The organism is Candidatus Nitrosocosmicus oleophilus (genome assembly GCF_000802205.1).
GTDB classification, from domain to species: Archaea; Thermoproteota; Nitrososphaeria; order Nitrososphaerales; family Nitrososphaeraceae; genus Nitrosocosmicus; species Nitrosocosmicus oleophilus.
This window is the reverse complement of sequence record NZ_CP012850.1, coordinates 227,225-244,964: the sequence shown is the minus strand read 5'-3', so window position 1 is coordinate 244,964 and position 17,740 is coordinate 227,225. Positions and strand designations below refer to the sequence as shown.

The 17,740-nt window shown below is 34.5% G+C and carries 18 protein-coding genes and 1 pseudogene; 8 read left to right on the top strand and 11 right to left on the bottom strand.

The genetic code is table 11. The features are described 5' to 3' along the window. Positions 1 to 330 precede the first annotated feature (330 nt). On the bottom strand, positions 331 to 906 hold the full coding sequence (locus tag NMY3_RS01240; RefSeq protein WP_196817147.1) for a hypothetical protein: 576 nt from the start codon (positions 904 to 906) through the stop codon (positions 331 to 333). A gap of 393 nt (positions 907 to 1,299) precedes the next feature. Here NMY3_RS01240 and NMY3_RS01235 point away from each other — a divergent pair, with 393 nt between their 5' ends. From NMY3_RS01235 to NMY3_RS01225, 3 genes are all read left to right on the top strand, one after another. After that, entirely contained in the window at positions 1,300 to 1,782 is a 483-nt protein-coding gene (locus tag NMY3_RS01235) for a DUF2299 family protein (RefSeq protein WP_196817146.1), read from the top strand. A 255-nt stretch (positions 1,783 to 2,037) separates the two neighbouring features. After that, entirely contained in the window at positions 2,038 to 2,457 is a 420-nt protein-coding gene (locus tag NMY3_RS01230; protein WP_196817145.1) for a hypothetical protein, read from the top strand. 825 nt (positions 2,458 to 3,282) lie between these two features. Beyond that, complete coding sequence (locus NMY3_RS01225; RefSeq protein WP_196817144.1) at positions 3,283 to 3,939, top strand: nitroreductase family protein; 657 nt, start codon at positions 3,283 to 3,285, stop codon at positions 3,937 to 3,939. Positions 3,940 to 4,367: 428 nt separating this feature from the next. Here NMY3_RS01225 and NMY3_RS01220 read toward each other — a convergent pair whose 3' ends face one another. Continuing rightward, a complete protein-coding gene (locus NMY3_RS01220) occupies positions 4,368 to 4,748 on the bottom strand; it encodes a hypothetical protein (RefSeq protein WP_196817143.1) in 381 nt (126 codons plus the stop codon). 348 nt (positions 4,749 to 5,096) lie between these two features. Further along, positions 5,097 to 5,675 (bottom strand): hypothetical protein, encoded by a 579-nt coding sequence (locus NMY3_RS01215; RefSeq protein WP_196817142.1) that lies wholly within the window; start codon positions 5,673 to 5,675, stop codon positions 5,097 to 5,099. A gap of 491 nt (positions 5,676 to 6,166) precedes the next feature. Between NMY3_RS01215 and NMY3_RS01210 the strand changes: the two genes are divergently transcribed. The 3 genes from NMY3_RS01210 (at position 6,167) to NMY3_RS01200 (ending at position 8,790) form a co-directional block, all read left to right on the top strand. Continuing rightward, on the top strand, positions 6,167 to 6,754 hold the full coding sequence (locus tag NMY3_RS01210) for a dihydrofolate reductase family protein (protein WP_196817141.1): 588 nt from the start codon (positions 6,167 to 6,169) through the stop codon (positions 6,752 to 6,754). A gap of 286 nt (positions 6,755 to 7,040) precedes the next feature. Further along, complete coding sequence (locus tag NMY3_RS01205) at positions 7,041 to 7,352, top strand: hypothetical protein (RefSeq protein WP_196817140.1); 312 nt, start codon at positions 7,041 to 7,043, stop codon at positions 7,350 to 7,352. Positions 7,353 to 7,659: 307 nt separating this feature from the next. Then, complete coding sequence (locus NMY3_RS01200) at positions 7,660 to 8,790, top strand: alpha/beta hydrolase (RefSeq protein WP_196817139.1); 1,131 nt, start codon at positions 7,660 to 7,662, stop codon at positions 8,788 to 8,790. 502 nt (positions 8,791 to 9,292) lie between these two features. Here the strand turns inward: NMY3_RS01200 and NMY3_RS01195 are convergent. The 6 genes from NMY3_RS01195 to NMY3_RS01170 form a co-directional block, all read right to left on the bottom strand. After that, positions 9,293 to 10,681 (bottom strand): alpha/beta hydrolase family protein, encoded by a 1,389-nt coding sequence (locus NMY3_RS01195; protein ID WP_196817138.1) that lies wholly within the window; start codon positions 10,679 to 10,681, stop codon positions 9,293 to 9,295. Between the two features lie 184 nt (positions 10,682 to 10,865). Then, entirely contained in the window at positions 10,866 to 11,618 is a 753-nt protein-coding gene (locus tag NMY3_RS01190; protein WP_196817137.1) for a hypothetical protein, read from the bottom strand. Positions 11,619 to 11,823: 205 nt separating this feature from the next. Beyond that, positions 11,824 to 12,717, bottom strand: a complete 894-nt coding sequence (locus tag NMY3_RS01185) for an IS5-like element ISThar1 family transposase (protein ID WP_196815659.1) — start codon at positions 12,715 to 12,717, stop codon at positions 11,824 to 11,826. Between the two features lie 232 nt (positions 12,718 to 12,949). After that, positions 12,950 to 13,150 (bottom strand): hypothetical protein, encoded by a 201-nt coding sequence (locus tag NMY3_RS01180; RefSeq protein ID WP_196817136.1) that lies wholly within the window; start codon positions 13,148 to 13,150, stop codon positions 12,950 to 12,952. Then, positions 13,116 to 13,613 carry a hypothetical protein gene (locus tag NMY3_RS01175; RefSeq protein WP_196817135.1) on the bottom strand — a complete coding sequence of 166 codons (498 nt, stop codon included), beginning with the start codon at positions 13,611 to 13,613 and terminating at the stop codon, positions 13,116 to 13,118. Before NMY3_RS01175 ends, NMY3_RS01180 begins: the two co-directional genes overlap by 35 nt. A gap of 168 nt (positions 13,614 to 13,781) precedes the next feature. Further along, positions 13,782 to 13,988 (bottom strand): hypothetical protein, encoded by a 207-nt coding sequence (locus NMY3_RS01170; protein WP_196817134.1) that lies wholly within the window; start codon positions 13,986 to 13,988, stop codon positions 13,782 to 13,784. An 87-nt stretch (positions 13,989 to 14,075) separates the two neighbouring features. Between NMY3_RS01170 and NMY3_RS01165 the strand changes: the two are divergent. Beyond that, positions 14,076 to 14,861, top strand: a pseudogene (locus tag NMY3_RS01165) (S8 family serine peptidase); the annotation flags it as partial. A 291-nt stretch (positions 14,862 to 15,152) separates the two neighbouring features. Here NMY3_RS01165 and NMY3_RS01160 read toward each other — a convergent pair. Further along, positions 15,153 to 15,827, bottom strand: coding sequence for a hypothetical protein (locus tag NMY3_RS01160; RefSeq protein WP_196817133.1), 675 nt, complete (start codon positions 15,825 to 15,827; stop codon positions 15,153 to 15,155). Between the two features lie 335 nt (positions 15,828 to 16,162). Between NMY3_RS01160 and NMY3_RS01155 the strand changes: the two genes are divergently transcribed. Further along, entirely contained in the window at positions 16,163 to 16,582 is a 420-nt protein-coding gene (locus tag NMY3_RS01155) for a Rieske (2Fe-2S) protein (protein WP_196817132.1), read from the top strand. Between the two features lie 355 nt (positions 16,583 to 16,937). Here the strand turns inward: NMY3_RS01155 and NMY3_RS01150 are convergent, their stop codons facing one another. Next, complete coding sequence (locus tag NMY3_RS01150) at positions 16,938 to 17,255, bottom strand: hypothetical protein (protein ID WP_196817131.1); 318 nt, start codon at positions 17,253 to 17,255, stop codon at positions 16,938 to 16,940. Positions 17,256 to 17,740 lie beyond the last annotated feature (485 nt).

Below are 17,740 nucleotides of genomic sequence, written 5' to 3'. Positions count from 1 at the left end.
AAAATCGTCTGAGTATGTGTACCAGATAATGATCTTCCTTCCATGCTAACACAATCAATAATTTTCTCAAAAACAAAAGTACAAAATAAAACATAAAGAACTTAAACTCGAGTCTGCACGAATACCACTTATTGTAGACTTTATGACAGAATCAAAGAATAAGACAATAGTCAAATATAATTGGTTGATTAGTGGTCAATGTTTTATGCATCAAGGGCGCTAAAGCCTTCAAATCTAACCAATAGATACTTCAATTTGTTTTTCTAATGACAGATTACTAATCCTAATTGGAGTTAAGTAAAAGAAGTGGTTGCTTCTCCTTTCAGGTGATTAGCTTAGGGTAGTTAGCTTAACTCCCGCAGCGCCAAGAGCACCTGCTACACACGATGGTCCGGATTTGAATATATCCACAGCAGAATCTCCACTACTATTCAAACCTGTTCCACATACAAATTCAGCTCCCAAAGTTCCAAACTTTAGTATATCACTAAAATCTAGGCCATTTGGAACCACTGTTATGTTACGGCCGGCACCGTCAAAAAATGATCTTTTATCTAGAGCCTGCATAGCTACAGTGGCTATCTCTGTAAATCCGCCTGTAGAATTATTACTTTTCATTTGATTGTAAATGGATGTTAAACGCTCAATTGCAGGGGCCGTTAAGGTTCGATTTCCTGGGTGCGAGGAAGAATTCAAAGCAATAGAGTCAAGCTGAATAAACAGTTTGGCATTCTGAGGCGAATCAAACCCCATTTTTGCCAACTGGGTTACATTCTCGATGAAAGCAGATGATTCGACTCCGAATGGGAGGTTGATACCGAAAAAAGGGCCAGCATAATTTGCTTTGAGTGCTTCTGGAATATCCGAACGATCGACAGAAAACCCACTTGTAATTATGGTTGACATCCAAAAAATAGACATAAAAAAATAGATAATGCTATTATCATATTCTTATTTAGCATTGGGTTAATCTTCAATAGTGACTATAAAAGTTTTACAAGATTTTTTACCAGTAACGGACTCTACCTTTTGTACATGTATTAGATGTGAGGTATTAGCATTAGAAAATCTAATGGGCAATTAACGCTAAGTTCATCCACAATTAGAAAATAGTAATCTATAACTCCTCTTATTTGAAATATTCAACTACTGCTCAATATTGGTTTTGAAAAATATTAGAAGAGGCAAAAGAAGATAAGATAACCAAAGTCGACAAAAACAAACATACACACTAAATCAAGTATATTTTTCTTATTAGTCAAAGTAGTTCTTATTATACTATATTGCAATACTACAATAATGGCAGAACCAATAAAAAATGTAAATTCACAATATGAGAATATAATTGATTGGCTTAAAAAGGATCCAGTCTGCAATGTAGACGAAACAATAGATGACGATAATACAGTTTCTATTGTTAACACCAGTTATTTTGAAGATTTTAAAATAGGAGTATATGTTTATAAAAACGATGTTGGAAGGGTCGAAATTATATCAAGACCTCGTCTGTTAACTCAAGATGGTAAAACTTTACACAATGCAGATGACAAAATAGTTAATGATTTTCAAACACAACTGACCAAGGATTTGTTGAAAGTGGGTGTATTTTGTTCATTACAAACAAACAAGGAGGGTAACTCCATCGGACTCACGTTGATATTTCCTTTATTTTTTGATAATTTGACACGAGAATTATTTATGCATGCTGTTCATGTAGTTGCCAGAGCATGTCTGATTGCAGCAATAGAATTTGATAAATTCGCTTTGGATTATCAGCAGTAGAATCAAGCACCAGGATTCTATTCAGCCTTGAACCGTATCTCCACAAATAAGAACTGTTACTAATGAAAATTACGTACTATCAACTGTTGTCATTATAACAATAGTAGAATTTGAATTTCAAGGTCCGGTTGTAGATGTGGTAGTAGTAAAATGGAGCCGTCCAGTGGCAGTCATCTGCGACAATTGGCTCAGATTGGATGTTCAGTTTTGTGATAAGGTCAACTCTAAAATCATACCATATCTATATGTCCATTCATGGAATTTATTTCAGATTATATTCAAATTATTGTGGCCGCGATATATGCAATAGCATTATTTTTTACTATTGTCACTTTCCAACGTTCGAAGAGAATTGATCAAATCGCATCATTAGGTGATGTCATGAATGAGTTACGAGATGTGGATCGGGAACTGGCAAAAATATCTTCAGGACCTCAATATGATGAAGTTAGAAGTCAATGGTTTTCCCGTATGTTCAATAGCTTAGAATGGCTTTCGTTTATGATCAATGAAAAAATCATGACTGACAAAAAATTGGTTGAATTCATTAAACCTGTGATAATCAGATATTATGATGATACATTTCTGAAATCCGCTGCGGTAATTGAAAGAGATTCTGACAATTATCCACAATTTAAAAAACTCTATCAAGCCTTGAAGAGCAAGTCAAAGTGAACAAATTGGCTTATGTGAGTTTGGAATAATTTTTTTATAATAATAATTTAATCATTTCAATAATAATCAATTGTTAATACCTTTGAATCGAAGTTGGTCGTTAAGGTATTAGTTACAGTTTACTTAATTTGTCATTTCTGATAATAATCCACTCTAGGATAGGTTGATTTTGAAAAAATATCAAATTGGTGAGATTATTTTACTTGAACATCTCTTGATTTTATCGTGAACGTTTTTGATGCATTATTTGCTCACAGTTCATGTAAAATAGATTCAATGCCCATCAACTCATACCAACTATTGATCGAGTTCTTATTTGCATTAGAACCATACTACAACTGGGAACTTAATCCCCACGCGCCCATACTAAATGATCTTATAATGGATAATTATAATCGTTAGATCTCATTCAAAGACGACCCTGGTCAATTCAAAATCCGGTGAGCAACTATGTTGGTAATATTATTACCTAATTTAATCAAAGCAATTACCGGAGGCCTGGAAGCTTCGGATGCAAAATGTTTTGTTTTACATGAAGACGATAAATTATGAAAATTAGGTCTTGTCACATTGTCAAATCCGATCTTAACAATATTTTACGTGCCTTGATTGATTTGAATTATGATCTTGATTTTGTAATTTCATTTCTTTTATAGACAATCCAAGAAAGTTTGGTCTTTCTCTAGTCAGTATATGAATAACTATTTTCAAATTTCCAATATATCTGCATGTTTAGATGGATCAATGTTTTAATTCCATCATAATAAATTGTACGTATATCGGAATTTTCATTAATCTTATAAATCAAGATTTAGGGTCATAAGTATGACTTCATTAACTCCTGAAGAACTACTTACAACTACAAGAGCTGTAAGAAAGAGACTTGATCTTGAAAAACCTGTGGAAATTCAATTAGTTGAAAAATGCATAGAAATAGCGCAGCAGGCTCCTACTGCTTCTAATAGACAGAACTGGCACTTTATGATTATCACTGATCAATCAATAAAGAATTCATTATCTGATCTCTTTAGAAAAGGATGGCAATCCTACATAAATTCACCAACTTCTGTTGCCACTACTACAAGTTCTGATGACCCAAAGAAGAGTAAAACTCAGAGGAAAATATATGAATCTGCTAAATATTTGGTAGACAATTTAAGAAATGTCCCTGTATTTGTTATTCCCTGTATCGAAGGCAGAACCGACGGATCAAATGTTTCCGTGGTAGTCCAAAGTGCTATATGGGGATCCATTGCTCCTGCAGTTTGGAATTTTATGCTTGCTGCCAGGTTACACGGGTTGGGAACAACTTGGACTAGTTTTCACCTTTTGTTTGAAAAAGAGGCCGCTGAATTATTAAAGATCCCATATGAAAAAGTTATGCAAGTGGCATTGCTTCCTGTAGCATACTATAAGGGAACATCCTTTAAACCTGCACCAAGAGATCCTATAGAAAAAATAATACACATTAATTCATGGTAGGATTATCATCATTTATTAGACTTGGTTTAAGTCATTAATCAGTTTTTTTAGTTTGCATTATGATAGCACAATTGGCAAAAATCACCAGATAACTCATCTCTTCAATTTTCATATTGCTCCCTTATTGGACCATTCACCACCTTACCTGCTCTTACCTTTTTCGATCCACTTGTATTTTTGTTTTCAATGGGAAAAATTAAGTTGAATAGTTTTGGGATTACCAAGTGAGCCTCTCGGTGTTGGTGATAGATGTCTCTAGCTTTTTTACTTCATTTAAATAAATCCTCAATAAGAATCATGACAGACTAATTTTTTCTATCGAGTTCTTCTGTATCTTTAGAAGAATGGTTCCTGTAAACAGGATATCTAAAGCAAGTCACAATGTCACAATGAGAAATTAAAAATGAATTTTAGGATACCTTGTAAATTCAAGATGATGAAGGGTTACTAATTAGTATGGAAATACTTTGAATCGTATTGCCCATGGTTCCGGAGCATGTATAAGTGGAGGTTTGTTGACAATCACTTCCTGCAAAACTAACAGGCGGTAATTCTAATCCCGCAGGAAATATAACATCTACCGTATATGGATCACCTATTGGAATCACGAATTGATCACTTACGTCCGCGGGATCTTGTCCATCAAAATTCAGTTCATAGGTATTTGAATATTGGCTAGTAGAATCACTAACTACAATATTTACTTGAGTATCTTGAATAAGGCTATCTGCTCCAAACTCTATGTAATTCGTAGGGAATTTAGTGGTTTCTGGGTTAGGTGTGGTTGGAGGTTGATTGTTATCCCCCAAACACACCTTTAAGATGCCCGATACCAAACTTTGGATCAAATTTTTATATGTCAATGTGTGTTACAAAATACTGAAATCCTATTTAAAATACCGATATCGGCACGAATCCCCACGCGCCCAAACTCATCGATCTCTATTATAGTAATATCATTTATTTCTGTCTAACGTAAATTAATCGGTCGTGAAACTATGTAATTATTATATCTTTACCCATTATCTCTAGAATTTGGTGAATATTACATCAAGTACGACGTTTTCCAAAGGGGGAGCGCTGATCCCACAAAAGAGATTTATATAATACAGTACGTTAACACTCGTCTAAGGCAAAATCAGAATGTCGTTTTATGGTTAACCCCACAATGTTAAAACTAAGATGGGGGAATGAAGGTATACTCCATTCCATCCGCATTCAAATGTTTTTAAAGTATGTTGACAGGTGGCACCCGCAGAAGATTTCATGTCCTTAATCTCGAAATTATTGGTCGTTCCCTTAGCTATCAAAAATGAAGATGCTTGCCCGTCTATAGTGATACGTTTAGCAGTTGCGTCTATTATTGTTTGGTTAAAAACTATTCTTCCATCAAATATAATATTCAAATTGGTAGATGGGACCAATCCTGGGGAACCCGTAGTAACAGAAAATACAAAAAGAGTATTTCCATTTGGATTTTCTAATGATTCAGAATCACATACCTCGCTCAACTGAGTCAGATCCGAGTTATTTTGGTCTTGACATAATACATTGTTTCCTGATAATACATTGCTATCTCCTGAAACTACTTGATTATCTTGTTCGGATACTCGTGATTGTTCGGTGTCTTGTTCTGCTTCATTATTATTCCCTTTCTGAGATAAAACATTATTTTGCGCATTTGCAGGGGAAAGCGAGCAGTTAATTGAAATTAACCCGGTTGATAAAGTTAGCATAGTAAAAAATGCAGTCAAACATAATCTTTTACTATCCAATGGAAATTAGAATTGAATTATCAATATAATGACTATTGTTAATTATGACTTTTAGATTGAGTAGTAAAATATTAGAATAGTTTTGTCTGGTTGAATACTTTTTGATCGCATAATCTAATATATTTAGTGAAGAACCGTCCTAATAGTCAGACTGGCTCAGGAGACATAATAAAAGAACGAAACCAGTAAGGTCTGGCATAAGGTATTAAGTTATTTCAAAACTTGCAGAGATGGGAACTCAAATTGGACTAGAGATCTGAAATATGTGAAAAAAGTTTTTTACCAGAAAGGAACTTTTAATATACTTTTGATCCCATCTATGCTTATTAGGACCGCTACTGCCCTATATATCATGACTAATCCTAATTTTCAAGCATATATTTTTGAATCAACTGAATTTATCAGAAGGAGAAAACAGATCCTTAGATGAATTGGAGGAGGAGAAAATATAGATGGATGATAACAAAAAGGCTATGAGAAAATTAAGAATGCAGGTGCAAATTTCAGTTGACGGTTGCATCGCAGGACCCAACAATGAAATGGATTGGTTAGTTTGGGATAACGACTATATAAAATATATAAACGAAATAACTGAATCAGTTGATACTATTATTATGGGACGAAAAATGGTTGATGGCTTTATTCCGTTTTGGACAGAAGTTGCGAATAAACCTGATGACCCAATGAATGCAATCGCTACAAAGATGGTTGAAATTCCAAAAGTTGTGTTCACAAAGACATTAGACAAATCTGAGTGGACAAATACTGTTGTTGCGACAGGTGATCTGAATGACGAAATATTCAAGTTAAAGAGCCAACCAGGTAAAGATATCATAGTTTACGGTGGAGTTTCGTTCGATTCTTCCTTGATTAAAGAAAAACTAATTGACGAGTTTTATCTATTTGTTAATCCCCTTATAATAGGAAACGGAAAGACTATCTTCAGAGACTCAAAAGAGATCCAAAAACTTACATTGATCGAATCCAAGGTATTTGACTGCGGTCTGGATTTGCTCCACTATGAAGTAAAGAAAAATTGAAAGTAGGAAGTAATTTATTTTTACTGTATTATATGCTTGGATTCTATTCAATCTTGAATCGTATCCCCACGCGCCCGAACTAAATGATACTTTATATGGTAATGATATTAGGTCTAGCCGGGATTTTAATCTTTTTCAAACACTCGTATCAAGTTAATACTAGATTCTATTCAACCTTGAACCGTGTCCCCACAGATGCTGTTTCTACATTTATAATAAATATTATTTCGGCTCATCTTTCGTATGTTGCAATTATTAAATTCTAGTATGGTTAATACCTTTTTCTATGCCGCGATTCTTATTTCAACCATATTCAATAGATGGTTATGAGTTTAATCCCATTCCTATAGACATACATTTAGGAATACTCAAAATCCCTACTGAAGAGATTCTTGATGATTTTGGAATAAATACCACTGAATCTGTGATTGTAGGAACTGATAGATTAGAGGTCCTAAATAGAATACAATCAGCATTTGCTCGAGAATTTGAGCATTATGGAAAACTTAAAGAATCAGATATTCGGCCTATGGATTATAAAACTAAACAAGCATGGTCAAGGATTAGAAGGCATATTAAGGATACAAATCCGGTTTAAGAATAGTCCAGGTTGTGGTCTAAAAACTGTGATATCCTCGAATTACTATAGGACTCTATTACCACAGGGAACTTAATCCCCATGCGCTCGGACTAGTATATGTTGTGTACGACGCTTGCTCTAGTTAATTTCATGACCGAAACAATATACTTTATATGAAATTTAGCCCACTCACTTCCCATGAGGTTATAATAGCAACTAATTGTTCTAATAACCTATAGAAAAACATAATTTGTCTTAATGTTTTGCTATATCCATTTATTCCCAATAGCAATCAATATTTAAATAACTTCATAGAATGGTCTTCATGAAAAAAAATACAAATTATAGGTTTTTGATTGTCATAATTTTTATTCTTACAAGTTCAATTGTAGTATCTTACGCATTATCCTCTGTGTGGGGACAAACGTATTCAAATCCATTAATATTTACGCGCGGACATTATGATCTGGACACGGGTCAAATGCTTCAGGGACATAATTCAACGGACTATGATGCCTCAAACATTCCTAACTGTCCTCCCGAAATCGGCGTGTTTATTCACGGATGGGGACTTAATGAACCAATGGCTAATGAAAGATACAACAGAACTTGGATGTCTTTGCAAGCTAATAACTATAGTCTACCTTTGATTAGTTTTAGCTGGGATTCAAATACCACAAGTTCGCTATCTGATTCCGGTCTTTCAGGATGGAATCATGCAAAAAGTATTGCAAGGGATAATGGCCCCAAGCTTGCACAGTTTATTATCGATTATGCAGATAAATGCAATAGCGAAAACAAAGAGAGCAAAATTAGGCTTATTAGTCATTCTTTAGGAGCTAGAGTGATCCTTAGCAGTCTTGACAGCTTACACAAGAATGATAGTTGGAATAATAATAATTATACCGTAACTTCAGTTCACTTGCTAGGAGCTGCTGTGGATAACGAAGAGGTATCAAAAAATATTTTAGACATCACTAATGATTGGACAAACCTATGGACAGAAAAAACAATTGCTTATGGAAATGCAATAGAACAAGAAGTAACGGATTTTTACAACCTCTATAGTCCTAATGACAACTATTTAGAACCAAAGGCATTGATGCAAATTTATCCCTCCTATGAATATGGAGATTGGGCCCTTGGACAAAACGGGTATCAGATTCTTCCATATCCTATAACAACATCGCTACCTCAAAATTATAAAGAATCAAATGTAGAAAATGAAATTGCCCCTACTTGTGATGCAGATGGAGATAAAAATATAGACTTTACATTTTCTAAAGGGGATATTATTAACAGAGGGGACAATCATCTAGGTTATATTGGCTCACGGAACGTAACAGATAATACCAAACTAATAGATGACGGAGCAATAAATATAGTTGTGGACAATTGGAAGAATGTTAAACCAGAATTTGATCAAGGTTTAGCCCTTACTGCTAGGTGCAACTGACATTGAATTCAAAACTAAGCCTCCCTTGCAAAATAATGATACCACAATTGAGTTAAAATACATCTTATTCTTCACAAAGTATATTATAATTGATAATCTTAATCTTAATATTTTCATCACTCTATACATCCTAGAGTCTCTATTAAAGAACCGGTATCGGCACTAATCCCCCGCTCCCAAACTTGCTGATCCTATAATGGTAATGATAATACTTTAGATTTGAACCTTTTTAGACACTTGTGACTAATGGATCTTGTATCGTTTTCAACCTTGAACCGTGTCTCCACGGTTGTAATCATCGAAAATCAATGAGTTCGCCACTTGAACGTACTTAATCCTTATTTTGAGCCGGGTTCCCCTTTTCTATAGTGTAACATAAATAAGTCAATATCAGAGCGGATTCTATCTACAATAGGGATTTTAAATTTGATGGCTACTACAATGTACCACAATCTATAAGATTCCAAACATTTGTTCCAAAATTTTTTCAGAGATTTCATCTCTAAATCAGTTGGTCATTTGTATTATTTGACGACGATGAGTTCTTAAATGTTGGTTCCATACTACTGGCATTAAAGTTGATAACGGTAGCATTTCCTGAAAATCCCGAATGATCTGAAAGCCATGAGAAAAGGTCCGCCAATACGTATGACTGTATGCCTTCTAAAACAGGCATCCATTCAGATTGTCGATGGAATCCATGACCTAGATTTGGATAGGTTATCAAAGTGTGATCAGGATGTTTTGCATCTATTAGTGCTTGTTGCAACAAAAAGGCCTGCTGAAGTGGTGTTGCAGTATCATTGCCACCTTGCAGTATTAGAATACTAATAGAGTGAGGGACATTGCCGATTATGTCCATATTTGGTTGTAATACATACTGTGAATTAAGCCATACAGGACATCCACCTGTTTCAATACATTTTTTACCGGGAATTATAGTTGAGAGTGCTTTAGCTTGTTCTATCAGTTTCTGTTTTAGTTCATTGGTGATACTCATATATCCATCTTCAATAGCATTGTTTTGTTGTTTGTGTGAATTTAATTGCATATTGGTCTCATTTGTAGTAAGAGTATTTAAAAGCATTGTGAAATTTCTAGTCAGGAAATTGAATATGGGATCCACAATTCCTTCTGATATTGATATTAATCCAGTATTATTGCGATCTAAAACCTTTTGAGCATATAGTAGAGGTACAGTTACTTCGCGAAAGTAAACTAGATCCTGGGTATTGTTAGCAGCTGCTCCCATCAAAACTATATTTTTTACTTTTGAGGGATTATCAATTGCAACCCTTGGTGTTATGGTAGTGCCCTCGCTATGGCCTATTATTGTTATTTTGTTTGGATCTACTTCTGGTTGCTTAACTAAAACATCTAATGCCCTCTCTGCGTCTTGTTTTAGATCATCAAAAGTTACATTTCCCCATACATTAGCATCTGCAACAGTAAAGTTTGGACCTACTCCTCTCTTATCATACTTTAATACCGCAAATCCACGTTCGGAAAGATACTGGGATATTTGTTTAAATGGTGCAATTTTGCTATTTACATAATAATCCTTGTCTGCTACGCCAGAACCATGGACAAGGAGGACACCAGGAAATGGACCCTCTCCTATTAAAGGAAGTGTAAGCTGGGCTTCAGTCTTTAATCCATTTCCTAGATCAATTACTAAATCCCTGCTTTCGAACGTCTTTAGACCGTAATTACCTTGTGCGTAAGCGGATGTCGTTATGGAAGGAGAAAGAAAGAAACAAAGACAAAAAACGGCTGTAACAAGAATAATCAACATTGTCATTACCACTATCTTTACATACATTCTTTTAGATGATGAAGAGTCTAAATTCGTATACTTTCTTGCATGAGAATTAATAGCATGGATTTTCATTATTGAACCAGGGCTTCAAGTTCATATTTAAGGATACCTATCAATTGGATTGGGCATCGAATGTAAGATTTTTGCAAATGTTACTAGACAATAATATTAGAATCCTATAACCACCCGGAACAATCCTCACACGCCCCCAAATTGTATGCCCTGGTTGTTGTTGGTTGCTGATATTCAGATCGGATTAAATGGGTTTGGTTTCAAACAAGATGTCAACATCAAAATCCCTTTCCAATAGACCTTCTTTGGATTGACCAGTACAATCCACTAGCCCTGGATTCGTTCCACTTTGAAACTCATTACATTTTAGTAACAAATTGGGAGGTCCTGTACCTTTAACTGTCGTCTCGAATGATTGACCTGCAACAGATACAGATTTGTTATAGAAGATGTGAATGGTAAAGAGATAATCTCCACTGCGAATATTCTCTGCAATGTATCCAGGTAAATAAAATGTCGTTCTCATATCTTCGTCATAAGCGATCTGTTGATTTACAATTATGGGATGAGTTTCTTGTGTCATTGGTATCATGCCGACAAATCCTAAATTAGTATTGCAAAGTAGAGTAACTTCCAAACAAGATGGTGACACTGTCGATTGAATATTAAAAGTATAATGAAGATCTGAAATCGTACTCACAGGATCGTCATTATCATTAAAGCATGAACCGATCTGATAGTCCATAATTTCATTTTGGCTTATGTTTCGACAAAAGACGTTATTTCCTGATAATATACTGCTATAGCCAGAACCAACCTGACTATTCTGTTCAGAAGATTGTAATTGTTCGGTTTGCTGGTCGGAGTTCCCATTCCCTCTTTGAGATAAGGCGTTGTTCTGTGCATTTGCTGTAACTGGTAAATTCACAGAAACTAGACCTGTGGAAAATGTCAAAATCATAAAAAAAACAGTTAAACTTGATCTTTTAGAGTTCAATATCCATCACCATTGAATTATCAATATAATGGCTATTGTTAATTTTGACTTTTAGATTAAACAGAATAATATTTTAGAATAGTTTTGGCTGTTTAAGATTCTCTTCATTTACATTTGAAATAATGAAAATCCATTCATTTTTTATGACTTCATATTGCTTTGTTGCATAATTCCTTATTCTCCGGTTATCATCATGATCATCATGTTATATTCTTCTAAAAATGTTATACAATGATACTTTTATCATGATCTCCTTTACCATGTTTTGAAACCTGTTTGCTGATGTGTATTCACCAAACATTCTCTTTATAGCTGAGAACACAGTTTCAGATATCCATCTCTGTCCGTATTTTCTTTTTGTCTTCCATTTCAACAGATCCTTTGCTTGTAACTTTACTTCGTTGTTCCTTAACCTATTGTTTTTAGGAGAAACAATAGAGTTCCTTCTTACCTTTATACCTGGATTGATCTTTTTGTCCTCAAGATACACAAAGTTTGGATTTGAATCATAGGCTCCATCAGCTAGTACCGATTTTATCTTTACAGTGTTTGGTTCTCTCGAATCCAAAACATGATTGACTAGTTTCTTTAGCATTTTCCCATCATGTACCTTCTCATCTGTCACTTCCAAAGCAATGATTTTCCTGGTCTTTATGTCTACAGCAACGTGGATCTTGAGATATCCTTTTCTATTTTGTGTATTCCATTTCTCATCCATCCACTGACCTCTGTTAGTAATCTTGATACCTGTACTGTCTATTGATATTATTAGGTCATCATCGTCATCCATCTTGTCTCTTTTAATATCGATGTTTAGCTTGTTGATTCGTTTACAGATGTGACCATAACTTGGTGGATTAGCAGGTAACCTTTTTCCTGTGGCCTTAATTATACCTTGGGTTTGTCTGTATGGTAGGTGAAATAAATAGCGAATGTAACCAATGGCCAAGATGAAAGAATCTGGAAATACAAATGGTTTACCCTTTTTGTTTATATTCATATTCTCTATCTCTGAACCCCAACCATCAAGGAAATCATACGAGAAGAGGATCTCACCGCGTTGAACTAATGAGCGATTGTAAGAGGGCCAGTCTATCACAAATAATCAATCTGTTCATTCCAGCTAAATATGTTGAGTTAGGCGACAAAGCAACTTCATATTATAGATTCTATTCAACCTTGAATCGTGTCCCTACGGGTGTAACCAGCAACAGTATTTCGACTTCGCATAAGGATTAGACGGTTCTAATTTTGATTATCTATTGATATACTAGATCTGATCCACAGTGTATCAAATATTGTAGCATACGATGAAACAGTTGATTTGCTATTTAAGTTGCCAATCCAAGCGAGTCAAACAGGTCGTCACCGGTAACTAATCTATTGTTAACAGGTTTGTTTGATTCTATGATGGCTAGGGTTTCTCCATCTGAAATGAAAACATTTAGTCTATCGTAAACTACGCTGGTAATAATTTGTGTCTCTAACTGACTGGGATTATCGCTGCAACTGGTAAAGATTTCCAAACTCATCTTCAGGACTACAGTCCTCTGTATTTTCCTCTCCATGAATTATTACCTGTATATGGTTTCCTTCCCTAAGTTGTTCTCTTAGTAAACTTGTCAGTTTAATTTCATTTTCAAATAGTTGGTATGTTTCTTTATTGGAAATTATCAATTGAATCTCTTCAATGGAGGATGAAAGTAGTTTAGGGGTCAAATCAAGAGTTTCCCTAGGATCTTGAACTGTTTCTATAAATTCTTTTTTTAGTCCTTCTTCTATTTCTTTTATCCTTTTCTTAGCGGGAATTGCTTTCCTCCAAAGCATATCAAAGAAATATTGTTGCTGTTCTACAAGTGCTCTTAACGTACTAGATATAAGCAATGGAGGTGGTGATGATTCAGTAGTTTTAGCACTTGCTCTATAATATACGCCATCACCCAAACCAAAATTTCCTTTTATTTCATCTAAATGTCGTAATTCAGAAATTTTCATAAGTTCCTTGCAATACTGGATATTATCCTTGTTGATTTCTGCAATAAACCTTAGTTTTATTCCTCTATCCCCAGCTATTACTTAGCTAAATAATGGATCCTGGGGAACAATGTTACCTTTGTATGATGCTGACTGGGGATTGGTACTACTGCCATCATCATTTCCCTCTTACCTATCATAACACGATCCTTCCTCATTTATATCACAGTATACATTGTCTTCACACCCATCTGATCCTATAGAGCAATCATACGATACAACACTAAGATAAGGTTGAGACATTCCATTTGCAGATGCTATATTGTTTGATGGAACTACAATTGTTATTACAACAGCAGTTGTTATTAATAGCGCAATAATGCCAATTAATGACAATGATTGGTATAACACATACTAAATATATAACAAAGATGTATATAAATATTTTATAACATTTGATGTGGCAAAGTCAGGGGGACAGCGTATACCGGTTCTAATTTCGGACCAGAACTATCGGTAGTAGCACCAGGTATTATGATATCCACCACCGATATGACAGGGTCATTGTGGTATGACCCATCAAATGATTATATTACAGGTTTTTTTGGAACCTCGGCAGCAGTTCCTCATCTGTCAGGCCTAGCCGGATTAATTTTTAGCGTATATCCAGACATAAATCCAGAGGAGGCCCGAAACATCATAGAAAGGACCGCAGATAAAGTTGGTACTTTACCTTACAGTAAAGATCCAGATCATTCTAATGGTACCTGGAATATAGAAATGGGCTATGGAGGTATAAATGATCTTCGGGCTATACTGGCAGCTGCATCCTTAAACCCTGACTCACCATGGTATCGTGAAGTTATAATTGAAGGGCCTATGGTATTGCACGATTATGAAGACTTCGGTGATGATGAAGAAAAAACTGCTTCATTTAATGGTGGCGTCCCTGCAACCTATCAATTAGGACCATTTGATACACATGTAGACATACCTGTTTGGATTGAGAAGGTGGGAGGAGAAGTAAGAGGAGAGATACGTTTAACCTTAGATTGGAAAACTAATTCGTCTATTGATGTTAATTATAATATCAGATTGTATGAGGGAACTTCTGAAGATACGACCGATTTAGATGGAGAGAAATCTGGATTATTGAATGTTCCTAAAGATGGCGTTGGTAACCTAAACGAAACAGTATTGAATGACGATGAAGGAGATAATGACTTTATTAAACTAGATCTAAAAATTACTAATAATAAGAGGATATAATCATCCTTCTACTCTAATTTCCAAAATTTTTTTAGACCCAGTTGGATCCTTTAACCGCAGTTATTAGTCAAATTTGTTACTAATCCCCACGTATGAAAACTGTAATTTATATTAAACATTTGTCTATGCTAATAACAATTTTTGCTACGAGAATCATTTTTTACAGCATTAGCATATTAATTGGATATTGTATGGAAAAAATACAGGATTTGACTATATGGAAAAAAAGGATTTGAGTGTAATTGATGATTTATCGATTCAAGCAATAAAAAATAGTTTAAGATTATAGACTTAGTTAGATGTTACACCTACTCTTATTTGATTATTAAGCGGTATTACGCTGGTACCAACCTCGCCTATGCATTCAAAGACATTTCTGTCAGTAATTTCGCAATTTATAGGTCTGTCAGGTCCAAAAGTGGGGATTAATTTTCCCTCCACTGCTACGATGTCCTTGGTGATAGCCGTACCATTTGTATATGTACCTTTGATAAATAAGGGACCCGCAATAGGATTAGGATCAAAAAATTCAATTACATTGCCGTTCCGATCAGTTTGCCTTAAAATTTCCTGTCCACTGCTATCCGTCACGGTTACTAGTATATTGGAAGGTCTTAGACCCTGATCGTCAAAAGTACGTATATCAACAGCAGTCAAAATTCTAGGACCACCTAATCCTTCATTTTGACAATTAGTATCTATGATGGAGTTTACATCTATATTATTCATTGTCTGACACAAAATGTTATTGCCAGATGCGATGGACCCATCTGCAGATACTACTTGATTATTTTGCTTCGATACTTGTAATTGTTCAATGTCTTGATCTGCTTCGCCATTACTACCGTCTTGTGCTAATCCTTCATTTTGGGCCATGGTATAATATGGCAAATTGGCCGAGACTAGTCCAATTGCTAAAATCAGAATTATATTAAAGACTGTTAAACCTATTCTTTTGATTTTCACAAAATAGAGGATGAATTAGAATATATAATGACTATTGTTAATTATGACTTTTAGATTAAGCAGTAAAATATTAGAATAATTTTGTCTGTTTGTAAACGTTTGACTCTTTCTTTTACCTCATATCATTTCTAAAGATAACATTATTGCTTTACAATTGATTTCATAAAGTAGACCAAAGGTTCTATTCAACCTTGAACCGTATTCCCAAGGATGTATTCAATCACAGATGATATAGTTGGGAAATTCTTAGAAAAAAAGTCATTATAATCAACCTAGATAGATCAATATATCGGATATACGATAGATTTATAAGTAAAATTATGTTGTCTTACTTAATGAACGGTGAAAGTGACTATGTCAAAGTTGCACTGGCAAATGAAATACCTCCTAGATCAATGAAACATGTTGACATAGGTGGGAAAGAAATAGTAGTTGTAAATATTGATGGCCAATTCTATGCAATTGATGAGCGATGTGGTCACATGAATGCTCCACTGTCTATGGGACAGATTCGTGTCAACACCGAAAAGAAAATAATATCTTGTCCTTTACATCATGCCACATTCGATATTATTACTGGTCAAAAACTCAGTGAACCGATAATGTCTGGGATGGATATGAGTTCCTTACCAAAGAATGTACAAGACTATTTCAAAAAAGCAGGAGAAATTTTGTCATACGTAAAGACAAACAATATGCAAACATATCAAGTCATCAACGACAACAATGAGATTAAAGTCAAAATTCCTGCATGATAATCTTATTACCGGCAAAACCAAAATTCTTGTTTCAGTCAGATCTCATTTGAATTGATTTGGTTGATGGTAATGACTTGTTTATCAAATCAATTTGTTTCATTAAGTATCTATCTACACTATCTATGAAAATTTTGATTGAAGATAGATAATTAATCATCAATAAAGTGAATATATAGTTATCTAACAATTTTTGATGGATATCTTGTATCAATACTTGACCAAATCATTCCAAAGATCTATAATTGATTTATGTTTTAGATAGGTTCTGTTTTTGCTCTAGATTCTATTCAACCTTGAACCGTATCCCCACGCTCTAGATACTTATTCATAGTAACCATTTACCTTCACATGCTTAAAATCTGTCAATTATTTTGAATGTGAAAGAAAATACTTTTTCTTGGCCATCCATTGTAGCATTGAAAGTAGTACAACTTATAGCTTCTAATAGACCAACATGTCTTTGCGTACAGTCATATCCATTTGGCTTGCTATCAATTTGACTGGAGACAACTTCATACCCATTAGGGTTTAAAAATGGGTTTGAAGCAGATATCGTAACTCCCATACAGCGGTTATATGGCAAAGACACTTCAACAGTCTTTCCCGATTGTCCTTCTCCTACAGTGACATCCCTAAATATATTGTTTGTTCCAGCACCAGAATATATCATATAGTGTCCTCCATGACCATTACAACCATGATTCGTAGCACGGCCTGGTACACATTCCGGGTCGACATCAAATTTTATTATTAATTTTATTTTTACCTTGTCTTCATTTGGATCAGGTATATTTAAGCCACCAATAGCACATAAATCGTCAGAAATACCGGATGTAGTCTTTGAATTAATCTGACTATTACATTGTATATTATTTCCAGATAAGATACTACTATCACCTGATACTACTTGATTATCTTGTCCAGATGTTAGAGATTGCTCTTTTTCTTGATCATCTTGACTATTTCCTTCTTGTGATAACGTGTTATTTCACGCGTAAACTGATTTGGCTACAGGGTTTGTAGACACAACTCCAATGGACAGAGTTAAAAATATGAAAAATGCAATTGTAATATTTCTATATAGTTTCAATAACAATAACCATTAAATAAATAATATAATGGATATTGTTAATTATGACTATTAGATTGAACAGT